The sequence below is a fragment of the Streptomyces synnematoformans genome (assembly GCF_039531005.1).
Lineage (GTDB): Bacteria > Actinomycetota > Actinomycetes > Streptomycetales > Streptomycetaceae > Streptomyces > Streptomyces synnematoformans.
This window is the reverse complement of record NZ_BAAAPF010000051.1, coordinates 1-23123: the sequence shown is the minus strand read 5'-3', so window position 1 is coordinate 23123 and position 23123 is coordinate 1. Positions and strand designations below refer to the sequence as shown.

16 protein-coding genes and 1 pseudogene are annotated in these 23123 nt (G+C 73.2%); 4 read left to right on the top strand and 13 right to left on the bottom strand.

Annotated elements, in window-relative coordinates; genetic code table 11:
* Positions 1-32: 32 nt before the first annotated feature.
* On the bottom strand, positions 33-617 hold the full coding sequence (locus tag ABD317_RS11555; protein WP_344289691.1) for a TerD family protein: 585 nt from the start codon (positions 615-617) through the stop codon (positions 33-35).
* Positions 618-927: 310 nt separating this feature from the next.
* On the opposite strand from ABD317_RS11555, the gene ABD317_RS11550 reads away from it, so the two are divergent.
* The gene (locus ABD317_RS11550) at positions 928-4749 is read left to right on the top strand and encodes an nSTAND1 domain-containing NTPase (protein WP_344289690.1); all 3822 of its coding nucleotides are present in this window, start codon (positions 928-930) and stop codon (positions 4747-4749) included.
* Positions 4750-4797: 48 nt separating this feature from the next.
* Here the strand turns inward: ABD317_RS11550 and ABD317_RS11545 are convergent.
* A pseudogene (locus ABD317_RS11545) lies at positions 4798-5865 on the bottom strand (BTAD domain-containing putative transcriptional regulator); the annotation flags it as partial.
* Positions 5866-6270: 405 nt separating this feature from the next.
* Between ABD317_RS11545 and ABD317_RS11540 the strand changes: the two are divergent.
* The gene (locus ABD317_RS11540; RefSeq protein WP_344289689.1) at positions 6271-6798 is read left to right on the top strand and encodes a hypothetical protein; all 528 of its coding nucleotides are present in this window, start codon (positions 6271-6273) and stop codon (positions 6796-6798) included.
* Between the two features lie 43 nt (positions 6799-6841).
* Here ABD317_RS11540 and ABD317_RS11535 read toward each other — a convergent pair whose 3' ends face one another.
* The 11 genes from ABD317_RS11535 to ABD317_RS11485 all read right to left on the bottom strand — a co-directional run bounded on the left by ABD317_RS11535 (position 6842) and on the right by ABD317_RS11485 (position 21088).
* Positions 6842-7324, bottom strand: a complete 483-nt coding sequence (locus tag ABD317_RS11535; protein ID WP_344289688.1) for a hypothetical protein — start codon at positions 7322-7324, stop codon at positions 6842-6844.
* Positions 7325-7348: 24 nt separating this feature from the next.
* A complete protein-coding gene (locus ABD317_RS11530) occupies positions 7349-11809 on the bottom strand; it encodes a DUF6531 domain-containing protein (protein ID WP_344289687.1) in 4461 nt (1486 codons plus the stop codon).
* A 297-nt stretch (positions 11810-12106) separates the two neighbouring features.
* Positions 12107-13141: an ABC transporter ATP-binding protein gene (locus tag ABD317_RS11525; RefSeq protein ID WP_344289686.1), complete on the bottom strand. Its 1035-nt coding sequence runs from the start codon at positions 13139-13141 to the stop codon at positions 12107-12109.
* Positions 13138-14157, bottom strand: a complete 1020-nt coding sequence (locus tag ABD317_RS11520) for an ABC transporter ATP-binding protein (protein ID WP_344289685.1) — start codon at positions 14155-14157, stop codon at positions 13138-13140. The genes ABD317_RS11525 and ABD317_RS11520 overlap by 4 nt, the downstream gene beginning before the upstream one ends.
* A 32-nt stretch (positions 14158-14189) precedes the next feature.
* Entirely contained in the window at positions 14190-15092 is a 903-nt protein-coding gene (locus tag ABD317_RS11515) for an ABC transporter permease (protein ID WP_344289684.1), read from the bottom strand.
* Entirely contained in the window at positions 15089-16018 is a 930-nt protein-coding gene (locus tag ABD317_RS11510; protein ID WP_234020073.1) for an ABC transporter permease, read from the bottom strand. The genes ABD317_RS11515 and ABD317_RS11510 overlap by 4 nt, the downstream gene beginning before the upstream one ends.
* Entirely contained in the window at positions 16015-17112 is a 1098-nt protein-coding gene (locus ABD317_RS11505) for a LacI family DNA-binding transcriptional regulator (RefSeq protein ID WP_344289683.1), read from the bottom strand. Before ABD317_RS11505 ends, ABD317_RS11510 begins: the two co-directional genes overlap by 4 nt.
* Positions 17113-17140: 28 nt before the next feature.
* Complete coding sequence (locus ABD317_RS11500; protein ID WP_344289682.1) at positions 17141-18667, bottom strand: ABC transporter substrate-binding protein; 1527 nt, start codon at positions 18665-18667, stop codon at positions 17141-17143.
* A 15-nt stretch (positions 18668-18682) separates the two neighbouring features.
* Positions 18683-19060, bottom strand: a complete 378-nt coding sequence (locus ABD317_RS11495; RefSeq protein WP_344289681.1) for a hypothetical protein — start codon at positions 19058-19060, stop codon at positions 18683-18685.
* A gap of 7 nt (positions 19061-19067) precedes the next feature.
* Complete coding sequence (locus tag ABD317_RS11490; protein ID WP_027755058.1) at positions 19068-20003, bottom strand: DUF6772 family protein; 936 nt, start codon at positions 20001-20003, stop codon at positions 19068-19070.
* Entirely contained in the window at positions 20000-21088 is a 1089-nt protein-coding gene (locus tag ABD317_RS11485) for an exonuclease/endonuclease/phosphatase family protein (protein ID WP_344289680.1), read from the bottom strand. Before ABD317_RS11485 ends, ABD317_RS11490 begins: the two co-directional genes overlap by 4 nt.
* 250 nt (positions 21089-21338) lie before the next feature.
* Between ABD317_RS11485 and ABD317_RS11480 the strand changes: the two genes are divergently transcribed.
* Both ABD317_RS11480 and ABD317_RS11475 read left to right on the top strand, forming a co-directional pair.
* The gene (locus ABD317_RS11480; protein WP_344289679.1) at positions 21339-22103 is read left to right on the top strand and encodes a hypothetical protein; all 765 of its coding nucleotides are present in this window, start codon (positions 21339-21341) and stop codon (positions 22101-22103) included.
* 101 nt (positions 22104-22204) lie between these two features.
* Positions 22205-23123: serine/threonine-protein kinase (locus ABD317_RS11475; protein ID WP_344289678.1), on the top strand; the 919-nt coding region annotated here is incomplete at its 3' end.

Here is a 23123-nt window from a genome sequence, read left to right as displayed (position 1 = left end):
CGGGCCCGGGAGCGGACGGCTGCTCCTCCCGGCTACCTGCCGGCGGCGAAGCGCATGAGCGCGCGCTCGTCGCCCTGCTTGATCTTCCCGGTCTCGTTGATCACCTGCAGCGTCCAGCTCGCCCCGTTGCGGGTCGCCTTGGCCACGGCGCAGCCGTTGTCCGCGGAGAGCAGGCTCGGCCAGATGTCGGCGACCTGCTGCGTGCTGCCGCCTGACGCGTCGTACACCTTGAAGCTGATGTTCCGCGCCTTCTGGAAGCTGCTGCCCTTCTTGTACGCGGCGGCGATGAAGACGATGGCGGTGACCCGGTCCGGCACCTTGGAGAACTCGACGGTCACGGTCTCATCGTCCCCGTCGCCCTTCCCCGTCTGGTTGTCGCCGCTGTGCACCAGCGCGCCGTTGCCCATCGGGTCCAGCGAGTCGAGGCCGGCGAGCCGCACCGGGTCGTCGCCCGCCATCGCGATGGCGATGAGGTCGAGGTCGGTGCCCTTCGTCTGCTTCAGCTTGCCGAGGAGTCCGCCGCTGCTCCCGACCGTGGGGTCCCACGAGACCCCTATCGAGAGGTGGGTGACACCGGCCAGGTCCGCCGGGTCGTCATCTTTGGTAAGCGTGATCATTCCCGATTCCCTTGGTGTACGTCAGAGCCTTGGCGAAGTGACTCTAAAGCGCGCGCGTGGACACCCGGCGACAGACACTTCGTACCAGGAACATACCTTCCTCCGCCGAACGCCCGGAACGCGCTGCGCCGGAGCACCCGCCCTCGCCCTCCGGGGTGCCTCCGGGCGGGGCCGGCGGAAACGGCCACCGGTAGCCGGGTGGATGGCGCCGGCCCCCCTGGCCGTGGTTGGCCGGGCATCGCCTTGCCTGCGGGCCACGGGCGTTCGTAGCGTCCCCGGGGGGATACACCGCGCTACGGGGGAGGCGGGTATGGGACGTCGTGAGCGACCGCTGGATCCGGCGGACGGGCCGGTGGCGCGCTTCGCGTGCGAGTTGCGCGAGGTGCGCCGGAAGGCCGGCGGGGTCACGTACCGGGAGCTGGCCGCACGGGTGCACTACTCGGCGGCCACGCTCGCGCAGGCCGCCTCCGGCGACCGGCTGCCGTCGCTGGCGGTCACCCTGGCGTACGTCGACGCCTGCGGCGGCGACCGGGAGGAGTGGGAGCGGCGCTGGCACGAGGCCGCGGAGGAGGTCGCCGGGGAGGCCCACTCCGACGACGACGGCGCGAGACCGCCCTACCTGGGGCTGGCCCGCTTCGACACCGGCGACCACGACCGCTTCTTCGGCCGGGACCGGCTCGCCGGGCAGCTGGTCGAGCTGGTCGGCGGCAAGCACCTGGTGGTGGTGACCGGGCCGTCGGGCAGCGGCAAGTCCTCCCTGCTGCGCGCCGGCCTGATCCCCCGGCTGCGGCAGGCGGAGCCGGCGCGGGAACGGCCGGCGGCGATCCGGATCCTCACCCCCGGCCCGCACCCGGCACGTACCCACGCGGACGTCCTCGACCCGGGGGCCGCCCCGGCCGGCACGGTCATCGTGGTGGACCAGTTCGAAGAGGTCTTCACCCTGTGTACGGACCGCGCCGAACGCACCCGCTTCCTCGACCTGCTGTGCGCCGCCGCCCGGCCCGCGCACGGGCTGCGCGTCGTGATCGCCGTCCGCGGCGACTTCTACGTCCGGCTGGCCCAGCACCGCGCCCTGGCCAAGGCCCTGCCCGACGCCACGCTGCTGGTCGCGCCCATGAGCTTCAGGGAGTTGCGCGAGGTCGTCGTCAGGCCCGCGGCGCTCGTCGGCCTGGTGGTGGAGCGCACGCTGACCGCCCGGATCATCAAGGAGGTCGCCGACGAGCCCGGCGGGCTGCCGCTGCTCTCCCACGCCCTGCTGGAGACCTGGCGCCGCCGCCGGGGCCGGGTCCTGACGGAGGCCGCCTACGACGCCGCCGGCGGCATCCACGGCGCCCTCGCCCACACCGCCGAAGACCTCTACCGGCGCCTGTCCGCCGACCAGGCCGAAACGGCCCGCCGCATCCTGCTGCGCCTGGTCGCCCCCGGCCAGGGCGGCCCCGACACCCGGCGCCCGGCGGCCCGCGGCGAACTCGCCACGCTCGGCCCCGGCGACACCGCCGCCACCGCCGCCGTCCTCGACCGGCTCGCCCGCGCCCGCCTGATCACCCTCGACGACGACACCGTCAACCTCGCCCACGAGGCCGTGCTCACCGGCTGGCCCCGGCTACGGCAGTGGATCGACGACGACCGCGACCGGCTGCGCGCCCAACGGCACCTGACCGAGGCCGCCCACACCTGGCAGTCGCTGGACCGCGACCCCGGCGCGCTGTACCGGGGCCTGCGGCTGTCCACCGCGCAGGAGCACTTCGGCACGGGCAACCGCGACGACCGCGACGACCTCGCCCCGCCGGAACGCGAGTTCCTGGACAGCAGCCTCGCCGTCCAGCGCCGCGAGGGCCGGCAGCGCCGCGGCCGCCGGGCCGCCCTCTCCGTCCTGCTGGTGCTGAGCCTGGTCGCCGCGCTGGTCGCCTGGCAGCAGAGCCGGGACGCCGAGCGCCGACGCGTCGAGACCGAAGCCCGCCGCGTCGCCGGCGTCGCCGACAGCCTGCGCGCCTCCGACCCGCAGACCGCCATGCGGCTCAGCCTCGCCGCCTGGCACACCGCCGACCTGCCCGAGACCCGCTCCGCCCTCCTGGCCGCCGCGGCACAGCCGGAGCAGGACGCCTTCGCCGACCCCAACGGCGACGTCGGCACGATGCGCCATCTGAGCGCCGATGGCCGCACGTTGATCAGTGCCGGAGCGGAGGAGGTCGCCAGATGGGACGTGGACACGCACCAGAAGACGTCGTCGCTGCCCGGACTGGGCGGGCGGCTGCAGGACGTGGGGGCGCTGACGGCCGACACGCGCCGGCTGGCCCTGCGGGACTCCGACAACTGGCGGAAGATCGGTCTGCTGGACCTCACCACGGGCAGACGGACCGGTGCCCCGCTGGGATCCGCCAGCGCCGGTGTGGAGACGGGCCCGAGCGGCCACAGCCTGGTCACTTACCACGACACCGGATCCGCGTACCGGATCCGGCTGTGGGATACGGACTCCCGGCACGTCCTGCTTGAACTCCACAGGGCGCACGACCCTCAGGAGAAGGACCCCGCGGTACGCCGGACCTCCGGCCGCCAAAACCTGCTGGGCATGCAGAACCGGCACTCCCTGCTGAAGCGGTCGCTGCCGGATGTCACGGTCAGCGCCGACGACCGCTTCGTTGCTCTGTGCACCCCGGGGAAGCACCTGGAGGTGTGGGACGTCGCCGAGCGCCGGAGGCGCGCCGCGCCCTGGGCCCCCAAGGTGTCGGAACAGCAGTGTCTCAGCGGGCGCGTGCAGTTCACAGCGGACGGCCGCCGGCTGGCGCTGGTCACCGGAAAGGGGATCCGGATATGGGAAATTGCGTCAGGTACCGAAGTGGCGTCCGTCACCCACGACGGCGTGGAGAGCATCGGCTTCAGCAAGGACGGGGAATTCGTCGCGGCATTTGACGAAGCCGAGATCGTGCTGTGGCGGACGGAACAACCCGATGCTCCGGTCCACCGCTACTCCGTTCTCGGCGAGTCGGTCAGCGACATCCGCATCTCCCCGAAGGACGGCTGGATTCGCTATCTCGGGGGCCCGGAGGGTGACTGGGGGACCGTTGTGCACACCCTCACTCTTCGCGAAAGCCTTACCGCCGGCTGGCAGGAAGGCGTCGACAAGTCCGCCTTCAGCCCTGACGGGAACCACCTCGTCACGGCGCAGATCGTGGAGAAGGGCAGCTATGCCCGGTTCCGGCTCAGAAACATCCGCACCGGAAAGAGCGTCGCTCTGCCGAAGATGCCGTGCCGGGCCAGCCCGCCCTTCGAGCCTTATTGCGACGTGCTGATGGCTTTCAGCTCCGACGGCGACACCCTTGCCTACGGTGTCAGCGAAGGTCTGCTGGCACCCGGGTCCCCCCTCCACGTGTCGCTGTGGAACATCCCCGAGCGTCGCACGACAGCCTCACCTGACTTTCAGAAGAACCGCTCCGACCCGTCGGTGGTCGACGTGGCGTTCGGCCCGGACGACGCTTCACTGCTGACCTCACAGGTTCCGGGCATGGGTGAGACACACGTCTGGGACGTGCGCCGACACCGCCTGGTGCGCACCTTTCCCGCCATCAACGGCCGCCTGGCCCTCCGCCCCGACGAACGCCTGCTCATCACCTCCAGTGGCCTCGTGGCCACCCTGCCCCGCGGAATGAAACCGCCCGGTGCCCTGAGCCCGGGCCAGACCACGGCACTCGCGTTCAGCCAGGACGGTGCGTACCTGGCCGCCGGTGACGCCTCCGGCAGGACCGTGCTCTGGGACGGTGACCTCGAACAACGCCTCGGCGTGTTCGCCCCCGCGGGCGAGGCCACGTCCCCGTACGTCACGGCACTGGCCTTCTCCCCCGACGGCCGAACGCTGGCGGTCGCACCCTCCGACGGTGCGCTCCAGCTCTGGGACACCGTCTCCCACCGCCCCCTCGGCGCCCCCCTCCGCACCCCGGGAGACTCCGTACAGGCGCTGGCCTTCACCCCGGACGGCAGCGCGGTATACGCGGCAGCCGAGCACACCTCCCCGCGGCGGTACGAGATCACCCCGCAGCACGCGGCCCGCGACGTATGCCGCCGGGTCGGCGAAGGGCTCTCGCCCGAGGAGTGGCAGGCACATCTGCCCGGCATTTCCTACGGGCGCACCTGCTGACAGCGCGGCCGCCGGGCCGTCACCCCAGCAGTCCGTGCTCTCCCGGGCCGCGCAGGTGCCCAGCGAGCACCACCGGCGGCGGCCCGGGGCGTCGAGGAACAGCCAGCCGCAGTCGGGCGACGGGCACGAGGTGACCGTGAAGCGCCGGGGGTCGGCGAGGAGGTCGGCGGTGCTGCGGGCGACCGCGAGGACCGGGAGGCGCAGGCCCGTCGCGGCGGGCAGGCGCCAGCGGCCCGGGCCGTCCTCGTCGCGGACGAACTCCGCCGCCCGCGCGGCGGCCTCCGCGGCGCGCGCGACGTGCGTGAAGGCGCGGCGGTCGGCCGGGGCGACGAGGCAGTCGTGTACCGCGGTACGCAGCTCGCGGGCCTCCGCCAGCGCCTCCCGGGCGGCGGCGGGCCGCTGTTCGGCCTGCTTGAGGAGCCGGGTGACCAGCCAGTCCTCGACCAGGCCGAGGTGGCCAGCCCACACCGCCAGCGCCCGGTAGCCGGTCAGCCACTCCGCGCCGGTGCGGCGGGCGCCGTCCCAGCCGGCCCAGGTGTTGCAGAACTCCAGCGCGGGGTGGCCGCTGGTGTGCAGCGGCAGCCGGACGCCCCGGACCCGTACCGCGTAGGCGGGCAGCGGCGGTTCGTCGAGCGCCGGGTCGGCGATCAGCACCTTCTCGTACACGTCGCGCAGGGCGGGGCCGGGGGCGACGCCCAGCTCCGCGTCCAGGGCGAGGCGGGTGGTGCGGTACAGGTCGAGGGCCTCCGCCTGCCGGCCGGCCCGGTACAGCGCCGTCGTCAGGGCCGCCACCAGGCGTTCGCGCAGCGGGTACCGCTCGACCAGCGGGCGCAGTTCGGCGGCCAGCGGCCCGCCGTCGGCCCGTATCCGGCCGGGGGTGCGGGGGTGGCCGTCGAGGCCGGTGTGCAGCCGGTCCTCGGCGCGCTGCTCCAGCGCACCGAGCCGCAGTTCGGCCAGCTCCGCGCCGAGCCGGGCGCGGAGTTCGCCGTCCGCGAGCCCGTCGAGGAGTTCGCCGCGCCACAGGGCGAGGGCCTCCTCGGTACGGCGCAGCCGCTCGGCGGGGTCGCGCAGGGCGGCGGCTGCGCGGGCGCGCTCGGCGAACTCGGCGGCGTCCATGCGCCAGTCGCCGGGCTCGACGGCGTAGCCGTCGCCGCGGTCGGCGATGCGCACCCCGTACGGCCGGAGCACGGCCCGCAGCCGGCTGACGTACGTGTGCAGGGCGCCGCGTCCGCGGTCGCCCCGGCCGCCGCCACCGCCGTCCCACAGCAGGTCCGCCAGCCGGTCCGCCGCCACGACGCGCCCCGGGGCGGGCAGCAGCACCGCCAGCAGCAGCCGCTCCTGGCGCCGCCGGCTGAGCGGGGCGGGGGCGCCGTCGCGTACCGCCTCGAAGGGGCCGAGCAGGCGGAACTCCAACACGAGGGCAGCGTACGGTCGCGGTGAGCGCATGGTGAGCGGATGGTGAGGCGGCGGGGCCAGGCTCGCGCACCGGCACCACCACCCGAGCCGAAGGAGCCCACAGCCATGCGCCGTTACGCCGCAGCCACCGCCGCAGCGCTCTGCCTGACCGCCGCCCTCGCCGCCCCGGCGGCGTCGGCCGCCGACGGCGGCGGGGGCGACGCGGGCTGGCGCCCCGTCACGTACCCGCCGGTGGACTACCCCGCCGGCGAGCGCTGCGACTTCGCCTTCCGCACCGAACCGGTCCTCGACGAGGTCATGGTCAAGACCGTCGCCACCTACCCCGACGGCTCCCCGAAGACGGAGCTGTACAAGGGGGCCCTCCTCGTCCGCGTCACCAACCTCGAAACCGGCGCGTCCTGGGTCGCCGACGCCGGCGGCCGCTCCGTCGCGCGCTACGAACCGGACGGCGCGCACACCTACTACGCCACCGGCCCGTTCCTCGTCGGCTTCCTGGCGGGCCAGGGGAACCTGCCGCGCGGCGAGTACGTGGTCGACGGGGTGTGCACCTTCGAGTTCGCCGTCGACGGGCAGCGGACGGTGACGTGGGTGGGCGAGCAGAAGCTCACCGACGTGTGCGACCAGATCGGCTGACGGTGGCCCGGTCCGGGCGCGCGGAACCGCGCCGCCCCCGACGTCACGAAGCGAAGCTCTCGCGCAGGTCGCGGAGGACGGTGCCGGAGAAGGGGTCGGTGGCCGGGTCGTCGGGGGTGAGGAGGGTGACCACGAAGAAGCCGGTGAGCATGAGGCCGATGGACTCGACCGACTCGGCGACCGACTCCGGCACCCCGGACACGCCGGTGACGGAGGCGGCCGTCAGCGGCTGGCGGTAGCGCGAGTAGAAGAGGGTGAAAGGCCCCTCGCGGGTGTCGTCCAGCGCGTACCCCTCGTCTTCCCAGTGCTGCTCCATCGCGGCGTCGCGCGCGAAGCCGAGGATGTTCGACTCGGACGCGTCCGGCTCCTCCGGCAGCCGCCAGCCGTCCAGCGCCGCGTCGTCCAGACGCTCCCCGTTCAGGGAGAGCCGCGGCCAGCGGCGCGTCCGGCGCACGAGGAACCTCCGCGCGGCCTCGGGGAAACCGAGGTCCGCGACGAAGTCGGTGGGGTATCCGGTCAGGTCCACGGTTGCTCCTGTTGCGATGCCGTTCTAGGGGGTCCAGCCAGAGGTGGGTCCGTGATAGGAGATCGCGCTCTTGGGGATATTGAGATCATCCGGGCTGTACCATACGTGCTTGCCCCGATCGCCCCTGATCGCCTTGAAGAGGGCCTTGTCCATTTCGAACTCGATCATGTACTCCGACTTTTCCTTCGTGAGGCCGAGGAACGACTTGAAGCCGCCCGGTTTCTTCAGGATGTCCGCCGGGCTCATCGGGGTCACGTAGACACCGGTCGGGTGCCCCTTCGCCGGGGAGCCGGCCTTGAGGAAAATGGCGTCCTTGCCGCCACCGCTCATGATCTTTTGATAGCTCTGCTTGCTGGTGAAGTGGCGGACCACCACCTTGCAGGGCGTCAGGCCCAGGGGATCGACCTCGGTCAACGGGTTGGCGACGTAGCCGTGGTGGTTCGGGGCCGGGTCGAGGCCGAGCGGGTCGGGGCTGAGGTAGCGCGAGGTCTCGGGGTCGTAGTAGCGCTGGTTGTTGTAGTGGAGCCCGGACTCCGTATCGCGGTACTGCCCGGGGAAGTCGAGCGGGCAGTGCACGGCCGGCGCCGGGGCGGCGGCGGTGCCGCCCGCCAGCCGTCGGCCCCACAGCGTGGCCCGCCGTTCCCACACGACCGCGCCCTCGCGGTCAAGCAGCGAGGTGGGGGTGCCGGCGAGATCGGTGACGATGGCGTAGAAGCGGCGGTCCACCTCCTCCTGGCCGAGTTCCCGGGCGGGTTCCGGGCCGGGTTCGGCCGGACCTTCCACCTGGGTGAGCGGCCGGTCGGCCCCGGGTTCCCAGTCCCAGGTCGTCACCCGGCCGCCCGAGGTCTCCTCGGCCAGTCGCGAGCCGTCCCAGGCGAAGACGGTCTCCTGGGTGGTCACCGAACCGTCCCGGCGGCGTTTGCCGATCCGGCGGCCGAGCGGGTCGTACGCGTACTCCCACACGGCTCCGTCCGGACAGGTGAGGGCGAGAAGCCGGTCCTCGGCGTCCCACTCGTACGTCCACTCCCTGAGCTTGCCCGACAGCGTGCGCACGCTCTTGCGGACCAGACGGCCTTGGCCGTCGTGCTCGTACCTGCGGCGCCCGGCGGTGCGCAGCAGGGTGCCGGTGTACGTGAGAGAGGCGTCCTCTGCGGAGTCCGAGAGCCGGTCACCGGCGCGGACCTGGGCCGTGGTGAGGTTGCCCAGCGGGTCGTACGCGTAGCGCTCGCTGTGCTCCGCCGAGGCGAGCGCGGTGACCCGGCCGAGGCCGTCGAGCGTCAACTCGGCCGCACCCGCACCGGTCATCCGGCCGGCTCCCCGGTAGCGGAACTCCCGCCGCGGTGTGCCGCCGTCCTGCACCAGCGCCTGCGACACGAGCCGCCTGCCCCGGTCCCACGCCTGCCGGAGCACGGCCGTCGGGCCGACGCGCCGCTCGATCTCGTTGCCGAGGGCGTCGTGGCGGAACGCGACGGTCGTCCCGGCGGTGGTGAGTGCGGCGACCCGGCCCTCGGGGGTCCACGACCAGTCGGAAACGGCGCCGGAGGGGGTGACCCTGCGCAGGCGCCGGCCCACGGCGTCGTAGGTGCTGGCCACCGTCCGGCCGTTGCACTCCTCGGCCAGCAGGCGCCCGCACCGGTCGTAGACGAAACCGATCTCCGCGTGCCGGTTCGACGCGCGGACGAGTCGTCCCGCGGCGTCGTAGGCGAAGCGGCTCACGCCGTCGGGGGCGCGTTTCTCGACGGTGGCGCCGCCCGCGTCCCTGACGAACTCCGTCTGCTGTCCGGCGCCGTTGACGTGCGCGACGACATCCCCGGCGGCGTCGTAGCGGTAGGTGAGCGACCGGCCGTTGTAGTCCGTCTCGGCGATCAGGCGGGACGCGTCGTCGTAGCGGTACTCCCACGACTGCCCGAGCGGGTTGACGACCCGCCGGATCGCGGTCTCCGTGTCGTACTCGATCACGGTCCGCTCGCCGAGATGGTTGGTCACGGCGGTGGTGACCCCGAACGGCCCGATCTCCGTGCGCGTCCTGGCCCCGTTCGCGTCCACGTGGTCGACCAGATTGCCCTCGGCGTCGTACGCCCACTCCTCCGTCTCCCCCGTGGCCCAGCGCCGCCGGGCGGGCAGACCCTCCAGGGTCCATGCCGTCTCCGTGCGGGCGCCGCCCGGTTCGGTGACCGCGCTGATGCGGCCGAAGGGGTCGTACTCGACGGTCGTCACGCTGCCCCCGGGATCCGTGATCCGGACCGGCAGCCCCAGGCCGTTCACCTCGACGTGCCGGCGGTGGCCCTGGGCGTCCGTGACGGCGCGGAGGGCACCCGAGGGGTGGTACTCGGAGGTCGAGACCGCGTCGAGCGGGTCGGTCTCGGCGACGAGGTTCCCGGCGTCGTCGTACGTGTAACGCCATTCGCCGCCGTCGGCCTCGACGATCCGCTCCGGCAGCCCGGGCCCGGCGTAGGTCGCCCGGGCGACGCTGCCGTCGGGGTGGGTGACCTCGGTGACGTTGCCTTCGTGGTCGTACGCGTACGACGTGGTGCGCCCGAGCGGGTCCGTCAGGCTGACGAGGCGGTCGTAGCGGTCCCACTCGCGCCTGGTCACGTTCCCCAGCGGGTCGGTCTCGGCGACCAGCTGGTAGGCGTCGTTGAACTGGTAACGGCTCACCTTGCCCAGCGAGTTCGTCACCGTGGTCAGCCGGGCGTCCTCGTCATACGCGTACGCGTAGTCGAGGAACCCGTCCGTCCCCTGCGTTGCCGTGCAGCGTCCGCGGTCGTCGTACTCGTACGTGTACCAGTACCCGATCCGGTCCCGCCACGCCGTGATCCTGTGGCGGTCGTCGTAGGCGTACGTGAGCGGGTGGCCGGAGGAGTTCACGACCTCGGTGAGGTCACCGTCGGAGTCGTAACCGAACCGGACGAGCGCGGGGGCGTCCGGAGCGTCGCGCAGACGCAGGGCCGTGATCCGGCCGTCGGCGGTGGTGACGTCGACCGTGTAACCGCCCTCGTGCACGACCGCGGTGGGAGAGGCGTCGTCATCGTAGGCGACGGTGATGCGATTGCCGTTACGATCGGTGAGCGCACGAAGTGGCAGGTCACCGGGCTCGCCCCCGGGCACCGGCTGGAAGTGCGCGGTCAGTTCCGTATCGGCGCGCGTCACCGAGATCAGCCCGCCCGGCGAGCTGTCCCACGTGAGGGGCCAGCGCGGGCCCTCGACGGGCAGCACCGGCACCTCCGGATCGGGCACCGGGTAGTGCAGGACCATCCCGTCGTCGGTGACGTACCGCACTCCCGTGTCATCGAGGCGGAGGCGCTGATCGAGCGTCGAGGCCCAACTGCGACCGAACCACCGGCCGGTACGCACGCTCGTCCGGTGATGCCGCTCCAGGACCAGCGGGAGCATCCCCGGCAGCGACACGTCGGTCTCGGACATGACCATGTCGCCGGAGGCGATGTCGATCGGATCACCGCAGGTGAACAGCCCTTTCATCCCCCGGGCGCCCTTCCGGATGCCCTGCGCCAGGCCCTTGACGGCCGCGGTCATGCCCTTCAGGCCGGTCTTGGCCGCGGCGAGGCCGCCCTTGAGGCCCTTGCCGAGCTTGGCGAGGGAGGTGAGGCCCTTCATGCCGGGGATGCAGTCGAGGGCGGCGAAGGCGACGTCCCACAGGGACGCTTCGCCGTTCATGTACTTCATCAGCGTGTCGGCGAGGACGACGAGGGCGGCGGCCAGGACCACCCAGGCCAGCGGGCCGCCGATGATCAGGACGACGATGCCCAGGACCGCGACGATGACCTTGCAGACGCTGACGATGGTGTCCCAGTTGTCCTTGACCCAGTCGACCGCCTTCTCCCACCACTTGCGGTTCTGGATCCCGGCGTCCGAGGCGTCCTCCAGCTTGTCCTTCGCCTCCGACGCGGCGTCCTCACGCATCTTCTTGGCGTCGGCGGCCATCTTCTTGGCCGCTTCCAGACCCGCTTCGGCGTTGTCCACGGCCCGCTGCGCCGAGGACTGCGCGGACTTCGCATCGGTGGCGTTGCGCGCGGCGGCGCGGACCTCGGAGTCGTCGGGCTTGTCCTTGCCCTCCTTCTCGTCGTACTTCTCCGCCTTCTCCGTCGCCCGCTCCACCCACGAATTCGCCGAATCCAGCCGACCGGTAGCGGAGCTCAGGTCGTTACGCGCCTCCCGGCCCTTGGCCAGCGCCTTGTCGGCCAGGGACTGGGCACGCTCCAGCTTCGGCCAGTACGCGGCGAGCGCATCGCCCGCAAGGTCGTAGGAGCGCTGCAGCTTCTTCAGATTCTTCGGAACGTCCTCGAACTCGTCCTGGAACGCCTTCGCCGTCTTCCCCGCCCACCGCAGGAGGGCGTCCTCACCCGCCATACCCTTGATCTGCCGCAGCGCGTCCGCCACATCGTCGGCGAAATCGTGCAGCTCCCGGGCCAGTTGCTTCACCCGCTCCGGATCACCCGGCGTCGGGTCGCCATCCAGGTCCAGCACATGCCAATCCGTAGGCCGAGTCCCCACGTTCCCTCCCCCTCGCTGTCGCCCCGGCGGCACCGACCAGAGCGCGGCTCTCCAGCCACGTTAGCTTCGCCCTCACGTCGGGGAGAAGGACGATCCCGGCTTCGGTGGTGGTTTCGGAGCTGATGACCAACGCGGTTGTGCATGCCCGTGTGCCGCCGGGGCGGGAGATCCTGACGCGCTTTGTGGGGTGGGCAAGAAGGTGTGGGGGGTGGTGGTTGACACCCGCACCGCATCACCGGAGTGAGGCACCGCGGAGTGCCCGGTCGGGCCTCACGGGGCCACCCCCGCGAAGTGGCACGCCGCCGGGTGGGCGGCCCCGTCCCGTACGCGCAGCTCCGGTGGCTCCTCCGCGCAGACGTCCGCCGCCAGCGGGCAGCGGGTGCGGAAGCGGCAGCCCGAGGGTGGGGCTGCCGGGGAGGGGACCTCGCCGGTGAGGGGGACGTCCGTGGGCGTGCCCGGGCGGTCGTGGACCGAGGGGGCGGCGGACAGGAGGGCGCGGGTGTACGGGTGCCGGGGGGACTCGAAGACCTGGGCGGCGGTGCCGCGTTCCACGATCGTGCCCAGGTACATCACCGCCACCTCGTCCGCGATGTGCCGCACCACGTCGAGGTCGTGGGAGATGAAGAGGTACGCGACGCCCAGTTCGCGCTGCAGGTCCGCGAGGAGGTTGAGGATCTGGGCGCGTACGGACACGTCCAGGGCCGAGACCGCCTCGTCGCACACGATGAGCTTCGGCCGCAGCGCCAGCGCCCGCGCGATGCTGACCCGCTGGCACTGCCCTCCCGACAGCTCGTGCAGCCGGCGGGCCGCGTACGAGGCGTCGAGGCCCACCTGCGTCAGGAGGCGTTCCACCTCGGCGGCGCGGCTCTCCGCCGGCACCACGTCCTTGTGGATGTGCCAGCCCTCGGCGACGATGTCCGCCACCCGCATCCGCGGGTTCAGCGACGTGTACGGGTCCTGGAAGACCATCTGCAGGTCGTACGCCACCCGCCGCCGCTGGCGGCGGCCCGCCGTCGCGAGGTCCAGGCCGGCGAAGGAGACCGAGCCGGCGAAGGGTTCGAGGAGCCCGACGACCGAGCGGGCCAGCGTCGACTTGCCGCAGCCGGACTCGCCGACGATGCAGACCGTCTGCCCGGCCCGTACGGTCAGGTCGACGCCCGCGACCGCGTCGACGCGGCGGCGGCCGAGGCCGGCGCGGGCGGGGGCGGTGTAGCCGGCGTGCAGGCCGCGGATGTGCAGCAGGGGGTCGGCCGGGGGCTGCGGACCCGGGCTGGGCTGCGGGCTGCTGGTCTGCGTGGTGCTCATGAGGCTGCCTCCGTTGCCGCGGCCTGCACCCGGTCGCTGTGGTGGCAGGCCGCCCGGTGGCCCGGCCGGCCGACGGCCGCGAGTGCGGGGTCGTCGCTCCCGCACACCTTCGTCGCGTACGGGCAGCGCGGGGCGAAGGCGCAGCCGGCCGGGAGGGACCCGGGTGCCGGCGGCTGGCCTTCGATGGGGACCAGCCGTCCCGGGCGCGCCGGGTCGGGGACGGCGTCGAGCAGGCCGCGGGTGTACGGGTGCGCCGGGGCGGTGTAGACGTCGTCCAGCGCGCCGGTCTCGACGATCCGGCCCGCGTACATCACCGCCACGTCCTGCGCGACGCGGGCGACCACGCCCAGGTCGTGCGAGACGAGCAGCATCGCCATCCCCGCGTCCCGCTGCCGCCCGGCGAGCAGCCGCAGGATCTGCGCCTGCACGGTGACGTCGAGGGCCGTCGTCGGCTCGTCGGCGAGGAGGACCGCGGGGTCCAGGGTGAGGGCCATGGCGATGACGGCGCGCTGCCGCATCCCGCCGGAGAACTCGTGCGGGTACGCGCCGTACTTGTGCTCGGCGTCCGGGATGCCGACCGTCCGCATCAGCTCGACGGCCCGCTCCCGGGCGGCGCGGCGGCCCGCGCCGCGGCGGCGGCGCAGGGTCTCGGCGATCTGCCAGCCCACGGTGAACGACGGGTTCAGCGCGGCCATCGGGTCCTGGAAGACCATGGCGACCCGCGCGCCCCGCAGCTCGCGCCACTGCGCGTCGGTGAACCCGGCCGTGTCCCGGCCCTCGATCTCGACGGTTCCCGCGGCCACCCGCGCGCCCGCGGGCAGCAGGCCCATGAGGGCCAGCGACGTCAGCGACTTGCCGCTGCCCGACTCGCCGACCAGGGCGGTGACCCGGCCGGGTACGAGGTCGAGGTCGACCCCGCGGACGACGGGGCGGGCGGCGCCCCGGCCGGCGCCGAAGCCGATGTGGACGTCCCGCAACCGTGCGGCCGGGGCCGTTTCTCCGGCCGTAGCGGACACTGTGCTCTCCTCCCTGCTCATATCTGCGACGCTCATATCTGCGACCGCGGGTCGGACACGTCGCGGAAGCCGTCCCCGATCACGCCCACCGCCGTGACGACCAGCGCCAGCGCCGCCGCCGGCATCGTGGAGATCCACCACGCGGACCCCAGGTAGTCGCGGCCGACGGAGACCGTGGCGCCCCACGACGCCGTGTCCACCGGCACGCCGAGGCCGAGGAAGCTCAGCGACGCCTCCGCCACCATCACCAGACCCACCTGGACCGTCGCCGCGACCAGCAGCGGCTGCCAGCAGGACGGCAGCACGTGGCGGACCATGATGCGCAGGTGGCCGGCGCCCAGCACCCGCGCCGAGTCGACGAAGCCGAGCCGGCGCGTGGCCATCGCCGACGCGCGGGCGACGCGCGCGAAGATGACCCACCGGGTGATCGCCAGGGTGATGACGATGTTGGTGACGGACGGGCCGAGCACCCCGGCCAGCACGATCGCCAGGAGGATGGAGGGGAAGGCGAGCTGGATGTCGCCGACGCGCGAGGCGATGGTGTCCGGCCAGCCGCCGAAGTACCCCGACACCAGCCCGACGAGGAGGCCGGCCGCGCCGCCCACGAGGATGGTCGCGCAGGCGACCAGCAGCGAGATCCGCGACCCGGCCAGCAGGTTGGCGAGCAGGTCGCGGCCCATCTGGTCGGTGCCCAGCCAGGCGACGTCCCCCGCGTCGGTGCGCTCCCCCGGCGCCAGCAGCCGGTTCGGCAGGTCGGTGGCCACCGCGTCGTACGGGCGCAGCAGCGGCCCGACGACGGCGGCGAGGACGAACAGCGCCAGCACCCCGCCGCCGATCCACACGCGCGGCGGCACCTTCCGCGCGGCGCGGGGCGGGGCGGCGGCGGGCGGGACGGCGGCGGCGCCCGCGGTCGTGGTCGTGGTCGCGGCGCTCATGCGTCCTCCGGGGTGAGGCGGGGGTCGATGACGAAGTAGACGACGTCCACGAGCAGGTTCAGGACGATGTAGGACAGCGTGATGGTGAGGATCGCGGCTTCGACGACCGCGTAGTCGCGGTTGGTGATCGCGTCGACCATCAGCGAGCCGATCCCGGGCCAGGAGAAGACGACCTCGATGATGACGGCGTTCGCGATGAAGTTGCCCATGAGCAGGCCGAGCACGGTCACGACAGGGATCGCGATGTTGCGGCCGACGTGCACGTACTGGATCGTCCCCTCGCCCACGCCCTTCGCGCGGGCCGTACGGGCGTAGTCCTTGCCGCCCTCCTCCAGCGCGCTGCTGCGCACCAGCCGCGCGAGCCAGCCGATGAACGGCAGCGACAGCGTGAACGCGGGCAGCAGCACCGCGGTGGGCGAGCCGTCGACGGTCGCGGGCAGCCATTCCAGCCGCCGGGCGAAGAGCAGGATCAGGACGATGCCGAGCCAGAACGACGGGATCGCCTGGCCGGCCAGCGAGCCGGTGGAGACCACCAGGTCGAGGAGCTTGCCGGGGCGGCGGGCGCAGAGCATGCCCAGCGGGATGCCGACCGCGACGGTCAGCAGCAGCGCGGCGAGCGACAGGGTCAGGGTGGCGGGGAAGCGGTCGAGGGTGTTGCCGAGGGCGGAGCCGCCGAGCCGCCAGGAGTCGCCGAGGTCGCCGCGTACGACACCGGCGAGGTGGTCGGCGTACTGCCGCCACAGCGGGTCGTCGAGGCCGAAGTCGGCGCGTACGGTCTCCAGCTGGGCGGCGGAGGCGTCGGGGCCCACGATCAGCTTGGCGGGGTCTCCGGGTACGACGCGCACGATGACGAACACCAGCGTCAGCGCCCCGAAGGCGACCACGACGGCCTGCGCGAGCCGTTTGGCGAGGAACGCGCCCATCATCGCCCACCTCTTCGCGACGGGTGCGGCAGCGGGCCGGCGGAGGCGCGTACGACGAGTTCGGGGGCGAGCAGCGTACGGATCGGGTCCGCGTCGTCCGCCGCGGACTGCACGCGCTCCAGCAGCCGGTCGACGCCGGCGCGGCCCACGTCGGGCGCGGGCAGCCGGACCGTGGTCAGCGCCGGGTCGAGGTACGCGGAGAAGGGGTGGTCGCCGTGGCCGACGACGCCGATGTCGGTGCCGACGCGCAGCCCGCGTTCGCTGAACGCCCGGTACAGGCCCAGCGCGTGGTAGTCGTTGCCCGCGAGGACCACGGCGCCGCGCCCCGCCCGCCGGGCGAGGCCCGCGCCGACGGCGTACGCGGCCCCGGGGTCGAACGGCCCCGACACCGGCCCCGGCGCGGGCCCCGCGACGGGGGCGGCCCCCGGATCCACGCGCACCACCGCGTCGTCGGGGGCGGCGACCCCGCGGGCCGCGAGCGTCTCGCGGAAGCCGCGGATACGCTCCGAGACCGGCGAGATGTCCAGGTCCTCCTCGACGAGGTACAGCTCGCGCGCCCCGCCGTCCAGCGCGTGCTCGGTCGCCGCGCGCGCACCGGCGTAGTAGTCGACGCCGACGACGTCGGCGTCCAGCTCCGGCAGGTGCCGGTTGAGCAGCACGACGGGCGTGCCGGACTTGCGCAGCCGGTGCCAGTGCTCCGCGCCGTGCTGGACGGGGATGGCCAGGACGCCGTCGACGCCCCAGCGCATCAGCTCCTCGGCGGCGCGGCGCTCGTTGTCGGCGGAGTCCTCGGTGACCATCAGCATCAGCGAGTAGCCGCGTTCGCGGCCGCGCTCCTCGATCGCGGAGATGAGGCGGGCGTAGAAGGGGTTGGACGGGTTGGTGATGACGAGCCCGAGGGTCATGGCGTTCCGCAGCACGAGGGAGCGGGCCAGGGAGTTGGGCACGTAACCGAGGCGCTCCGCCTCCTCCTTGACGCGTTCGCGGGTCTCGGGGCTCACCGCGTCCTTGTCGGCGAGGGCCCGGGAGACGGTGTTGACCGAGACGTCGAGCGATGCGGCGATGTCGCGCAGCGTGGGTCGGCGGCGTGCGGTCATGGGTTCCTCCGGCGCGGTGTCAGCGGTGTCATCGGCGCCCCACCGCGGCGAGGTCGGGCTGGTTGTTCGCGGCGGGCGTGAAGCCGGTGAGGTCCTTCGCGCGCCCGTACCCGGTGACGAGGGTGACGGGGAAGAGACCGACGGCGTCCGACCATATGGTGCCGCAGGCCGTGCCGTAGAGGGCGTCGCGTTCCGGCCCCCGCGGCGCCGCGGCGGCCGCGGCGAGGACGGCGTCGAGGTCCTTGTTCGCGTAGCCGAGCCGGCCGGCCTCCGAGGTGTAGAGGCGGCCGACGGTGAAGGCGGCGTCGCCGGTGGTCACCGTGTTCGTCTGGAGGTTCATGTCCCAGTCGAGGCTGTTCAGCCGCTCCAGCCACATCGCCTTCTCGATGCTCTGCGGCTCGACGGTGACGCCGACGTCGGCCCACGCCGAGATCAACGCCTGCGCCAGCTCCCGCGCGAGCGGCCCGGTGGCGTCGAACCACATCATCGTCGTGCGGAACCCCCGCCCCAGCCCGGCGCGCCGCAGCAGGCGCCGCGCCTCCTCCGGGTCGTACGCCCACGGCTCCTGCGGGGCGAAGCCGGCCACGGTCTCGGGGATCGGCGCGCGCATCTCCCTGCCGCCGCGGCCGAAGAGGGACTCGACGATCTGCGGCACGTTCACGGCGTGGCACAGGGCGCGGCGGACGACGGGGTCGGTGAAGGGCGCGCGCGAGCAGTTGAACCAGTTGAAGTAGTACGTCCAGGAGGGGACGGACTCGACGGCCACGCCGGACGCCCCGGTGACCTCGGGCAGCTGGTCCGGCGGGATCGGCCAGAGCAGGTCGACGTCGCCGCCGAGGAGGGCGGTGATCGCCGTCGAGGTCTCCGCGATGTACGGCATGGAGACGGCCGGCAGCTCCGCCCGCCCGCCCCAGTAGTCGTCGAACCGCGCCAGCTCGACGGTGGTGGACGGGGTGAAGTCCGTGACCCGGAACGGCCCGGAGCCGACGGGGCTGCGTTTCTGCGCCGGGTCGGCGACGAGGCGGGCCGGGACGACGAACAGGAGGGTGAGGTTGACCGGGAGCGAGCCGAGCGGTCCTTCGGTGGTGAAGACCACCGTGTGGTCGTCCGGCGCCTCGGCGCCGGTGACCGTCGCCCACAGCGGGGTCTGCGCGGAGGGCACCTGCCGCGTGTGCTGCAGGCAGGCGACCACGTCGCGGGCGGTGACGGGGCTGCCGTCGTGGAAGACGACGCCGCGGCGGAGCGTGAAGACCCACCGGGTGTCGCCCTCGCGCCGCCACTCGGTCGCCAGCCCGGGCACCAGTTCGCCGCCCTCGCGCCGTACGAGGGTGTCGAAGACCAGCCGCTTGACGATCAGCGACGCCTCGTCGACGGCGGTCGCGGCGTTGTACGGGTCCAGGTCGGTGACCGGCTGCCCGAACGCCGCGCGCAGCGCGCCGCGGGGCGCGGCGCGGCCGATGCCGCAGCCGGACAGCAGCACCGCCGTGGCGCCGAGCCCGGCCATGGCGAGGAAGTCCCGCCGCGGAGGGCCGGCCGCTCTGCTCGCCCCGGTCATCTCACCACCTCCGGGTCATGACTTGAGTGCCAGGTAGATCAGGACCTTGACGGACGCGAGCGCGTCCGCCGGGCCGTCCGGGCCGTCCGGGCCGTCCACGACGGTGCCGCGCAGCCGCAGCCAGCCGCCGAACTCCGCCGCGGGCCAGCTGTGCAGGGGCCCCTCGCCGGGGTCGACGGACTGCTCCGTACCGCCGTCGAGGTCGCACCAGTGCAGGCCGTCCGGGGATATCTGGGTGCGCATGAGCATGCGGGCGCGCCGCGTCGCGCCGAGGACGCGGACGAACCAGCGGGCCTCGCGGGCCCAGGCGGCCTCGTACGGCTCGGTGGTGAACTCGCCCGCGAGGGTCGCGTTGCGCTCGATGACGGCGGTGAAGGACTGTCGCATGGTCATGGGGTGATCACCAGTCCGCCGAGATGAGCACGGAGTCGAGGTACAGGAAGTTGCGCACGTCGGTGTGGGTGCGGACGGAGACGTAGAAGTTGAGGAGGTTCTGCAGCGAGCCGTACTCCTCGTCGTAGGGCGGGACGGGCACGTCGGACATGTCGTGGACGACGTCGTTGACCTGGAGTTCGACGTTGCTGCGGGTGGCTGTGTCGATGACCCAGCGCAGGTAGTGCCAGTTGACCTTGGTGGGGACCTCGTTGAAGCAGAGGTCCTGCGGCGCGGAGAACTGCCGCCAGTCGGCGGGGTCGGGGGCGGTGAAGTCCGCGGTCCGCGCCAGCCTGACCTTGCCCTCGAAGTGCTCGCGGGGGGTCGGCTCGGGCACCGTGGGGTACATCCAGCGGTGCCGCACGCGGTGGTCCAGGTCGGTGTTCTGGTAGCGCACGACGTTGTGGTAGCGCACGCCGTCGCAGATGTCGGTCGCGACGGTGAACGCCCCGAACTGCTGCTCCGACGGGTGGTTGTTGGCGTCCCACCGCCCGCCGCCGGCCGCGGTCGCGGCGCCGTTCTCGGCGGACGCGGCCTCCGCCTTGTACGCGAGGTACGTCTCGAACTGCACCCGGCCGCGGCCGGACATCGTCAGCCGCCGGATGGCCACCCCGGTGTGGCCGGCGACCGGGCGGGTGGCGACCTTCAGGGCGTACGTGCCGGACATGGCCCCGTGCGTGCCCACGTCGAAGAAGGTGCACGAGCTGAGCTGCGGCGGCCGGAAGTCCGACATGTGCGCGTCGACGGTGTCGAGGTCGCCGTGCTGGTCGTGGTTGCCGATCAGCTCGGTCCAGCCGTGCGTCCCGGTGGTGAAGTCGTCGTGGACGAGGATGCGGCGCAGCGGGCTGAACTTCGCCAGCTTCGGGTCGAGCAGGCGCGGATCGGGGTGTGGTGCGGTCGTCACCGGTGTCCCTTCACGAGGCGGATGGTGGCGTAGGAGAGGTTGTGGTCGGAGCGGAGCAGGTCGGCCGGGGCGCCGCTCGTCTCAGTGGTCTGCGGGATCTGCACCCACTCGCTGACCCGCGTCCCCTTCCGTACGAAGAGGTGGTCGATCTTCTCGCCGCGGGGCAGCGGGATCGTGCCGCCGTTGTACGACTTGTACTCCTCGCCGCTGCGGCGGTCGGCGACCGCGAAGGCGTCGACGAAGCCGGTGTCGGCGAAGGCGTCGACGGCGCTGGCGCCCTCGGCGGAGCCGCTGGAGTTCATGTCGCCGGCGAAGACGACGGGCAGGTTGCGGGTGTGCTTGTTGCGGCGGGTCAGCTCCTCTGCGGTGCGGCGGGCGTCGGCGTAGCGGACCTCGTCCCAGTTCTTGGTCCAGCCGTTGGGGTCGGTGGCGCCGTTCTTCCGGTACTCCAGGTGCATGTCGACGACGGCGAAGCGGGCGCCGGACCGCCGCTCGCGCAGGACGTTCCAGGTCATCGTCTTGCCGTAGATCTCGGTCGAGTCCGGCAGCCACAGCAGGCCGTGCGGCAGCGCGCGCCCCCGCCTGTCGAGGTGCGAGTAGCGCGCGGCGTCGTAGTACGTGAACCGCCCGGCGCCGGACTTGAGCGGGTAGCCCTCCGTCGGGTGCCGGGTCCCGGCGTAATCGGCGGGCGCCTCGGCGTACCCGCGCGCTTCGAGCGCGGCGGTGAGCGGCGCGCGGAACGACTCGACGTCGACGCCCGGCTGGGTGGGCGTCGCGTTGTTGCCGATCTCCTGCGTGGCGACGACCCCGAGCCCGGCCGCGTCGATGTCCTCCGCGACGTCCGCGGCCCGCCCTCCGGCCCACGGCCGCAGCTTGGTGCCGCAGTCGCGCCCGATGACGCGCTCGCACTCCTCCCTGGTCGGCAGACACCCGTGCCCGCACACGTTGTACGTCCCGACCCGCACCTCCACGGCCCGCCCGGCGTCCGCGGGGCGGGCCTCCCGGTCCTGCCCGGCGGCGCCGGCGTGGGTGCCGCCGAGCAGCGTCAGCGCGAGGGCGACGCCGGGCACCAGCACGGGGGACATTGCACGCATTCTTGGACGCATCTCGGCTCCCGCCTCGACATGAACGTTAACGTGATCGTTGCGACACGCACGTTACGTGTGCCGAGCACGGAAGTAAACGGTCCCGACACGACCGCCTCGCGGCGGACGGCGCCGGCCCGCGCGCGTTTGGCCGCCCGCCGCCCCGCGGGTAACGTGTGCGCCTTCCCGGGCGGTCGGCTGGCCAACTCGCCCCGGGCGCAAGGCAGTCGAGAGTGAACGAAGGTCGGTAATGAAGCAGGTCATACGCGGGCACAGGGGCGCCGTCGCGGCGGCCGGGACGGCGGCGGCGCTGCTCGAGGGCGTCGGCCGCGGCGGCGACGACGGTGTCGGGGGCGTCGCCGGGGGCGGCGGGGGCGGCGACGGTGCCGCCCAAGCGGACGCCGTCAAGGCACTGCGCTCCGCCGAGTCCGTGCGCGCGGTCGGCGAGATGGTGTGGGTCGCCGAACCCTCCCGGGTCGACGTGCGGTTGGACAAGAAGGGCGACTGCGTCGGCGAGGCGGGCAACGACAAGCGGGGCAGCATCGAGTTCGTCATGCGCGGCGACACCGTCTGGCTGAAGCCGGACGCCGCCTACCTGGAGTCCGAGTACGCCTACGACGCCGGGATGATCGCCGAGGTCGAGGGCTCGTACCTGGAGGAGTCCCGGGCCGACACCCGCTCCGCCATCATGGACCTGTGCTCGCTGGACACGTACGTCGAAGAGACGGACAGCGTCGTGTCGTTCAGCCCTGACATGACGCTGAAGGAGACGACGAAGCACAAGGGCGTCGCCGTCGTGTCGTACGTGAACGAGAACCCCGCGACCAGCGACGGGGCCAGCATGAAGATCGCCGCCGAGGGCAAGCCGTACCCGGTGACCATCACCGACCCGGAGGGCACCGAAGTCGACCTGGCCTTCTCCGCGTTCGGCGAGCCGGTCGGGGCGAAGGCGCCGGCCGCGGAGTCGGTGCTGACGGAGGACCAGCTGATGGACATCCGGCTGGCGCAGCGGTAGCGGGACGGCCTGTTCCCACGGGCCTTCCCCACGGGGCTTTTCCTACGGGACCGGCCGGGATACGGCCCGCGAAGATCCCCGCCGCTGCCTACGATGGAGGCATGGCTGGGGCGCGCGGGCGGCTGATCGCCGGTCGGTACCGGTTACACGAACCGGTGGGGCAGGGCGGCATGGGCCGGGTCTGGAGCGCTCGCGACGAGTTGCTGGACCGACGGGTCGCGGTGAAGGAGGTCGTCTTCGCCGCCGACGTCGGGGACCGGCAGCGGGACAGGCTGCTGCGGCGCATGATCGTCGAGGCCCGCGCGGCGGCCCGGCTCAACCACCCCGGCATCACCACGGTGTACGACGTCGTCGAGCACGACGGCGCGCCGGTGATCGTGATGGAGTTCGTCGCCGGCGGCTCGCTCGCCGCCCTGCTGCGGGAGCGGACCCGGCTGCCGGTGCCGCGGGTGGCGGAGATCGGGGTCCAGGTCCTCGAAGCGCTGGCCGAGGCGCACGCCGCGGGCGTGGTGCACCGCGACCTGAAGCCGGACAACATCCTGGTGACCGACCGGCGGGCGGTCATCACCGACTTCGGCATCGCCGCCATCGCGGACGCCTCGGCGGGGCTGACCACCACCGGCGGGCTGCTGGGCACGCCCGCGTACACCTCCCCCGAGCAACTGAACGGCGAGCCGGCGACCCCCGCTTCGGACCTGTGGGCGTTCGGCGCCACGCTGTACGCGGCCGTCGAGGGCCGGCTGCCCTTCAACGGCTCGAACCTGTGGACACTGCGCCGGGCCGTCTGCGAGTCCGAGCCCGAGCCGTTCCGGCACGCCGGGGCGCTGGTGCAGATCCTCACCGCGCTGCTGACCAAGGACCCCCGCGAGCGCGCGACCCTCCCGACGGCCGCCGCGGAGCTGAAGCGGCACACGGGGGCCGCGCGGGGCAGGGGCCGTCCCGAGCGCCCGCCGGCGCGGGCGGCGGACGCACCCGCCCCGGCGCCGCCCGCGTGCCACCGGCCGTCGCGCCGGCTCGGCT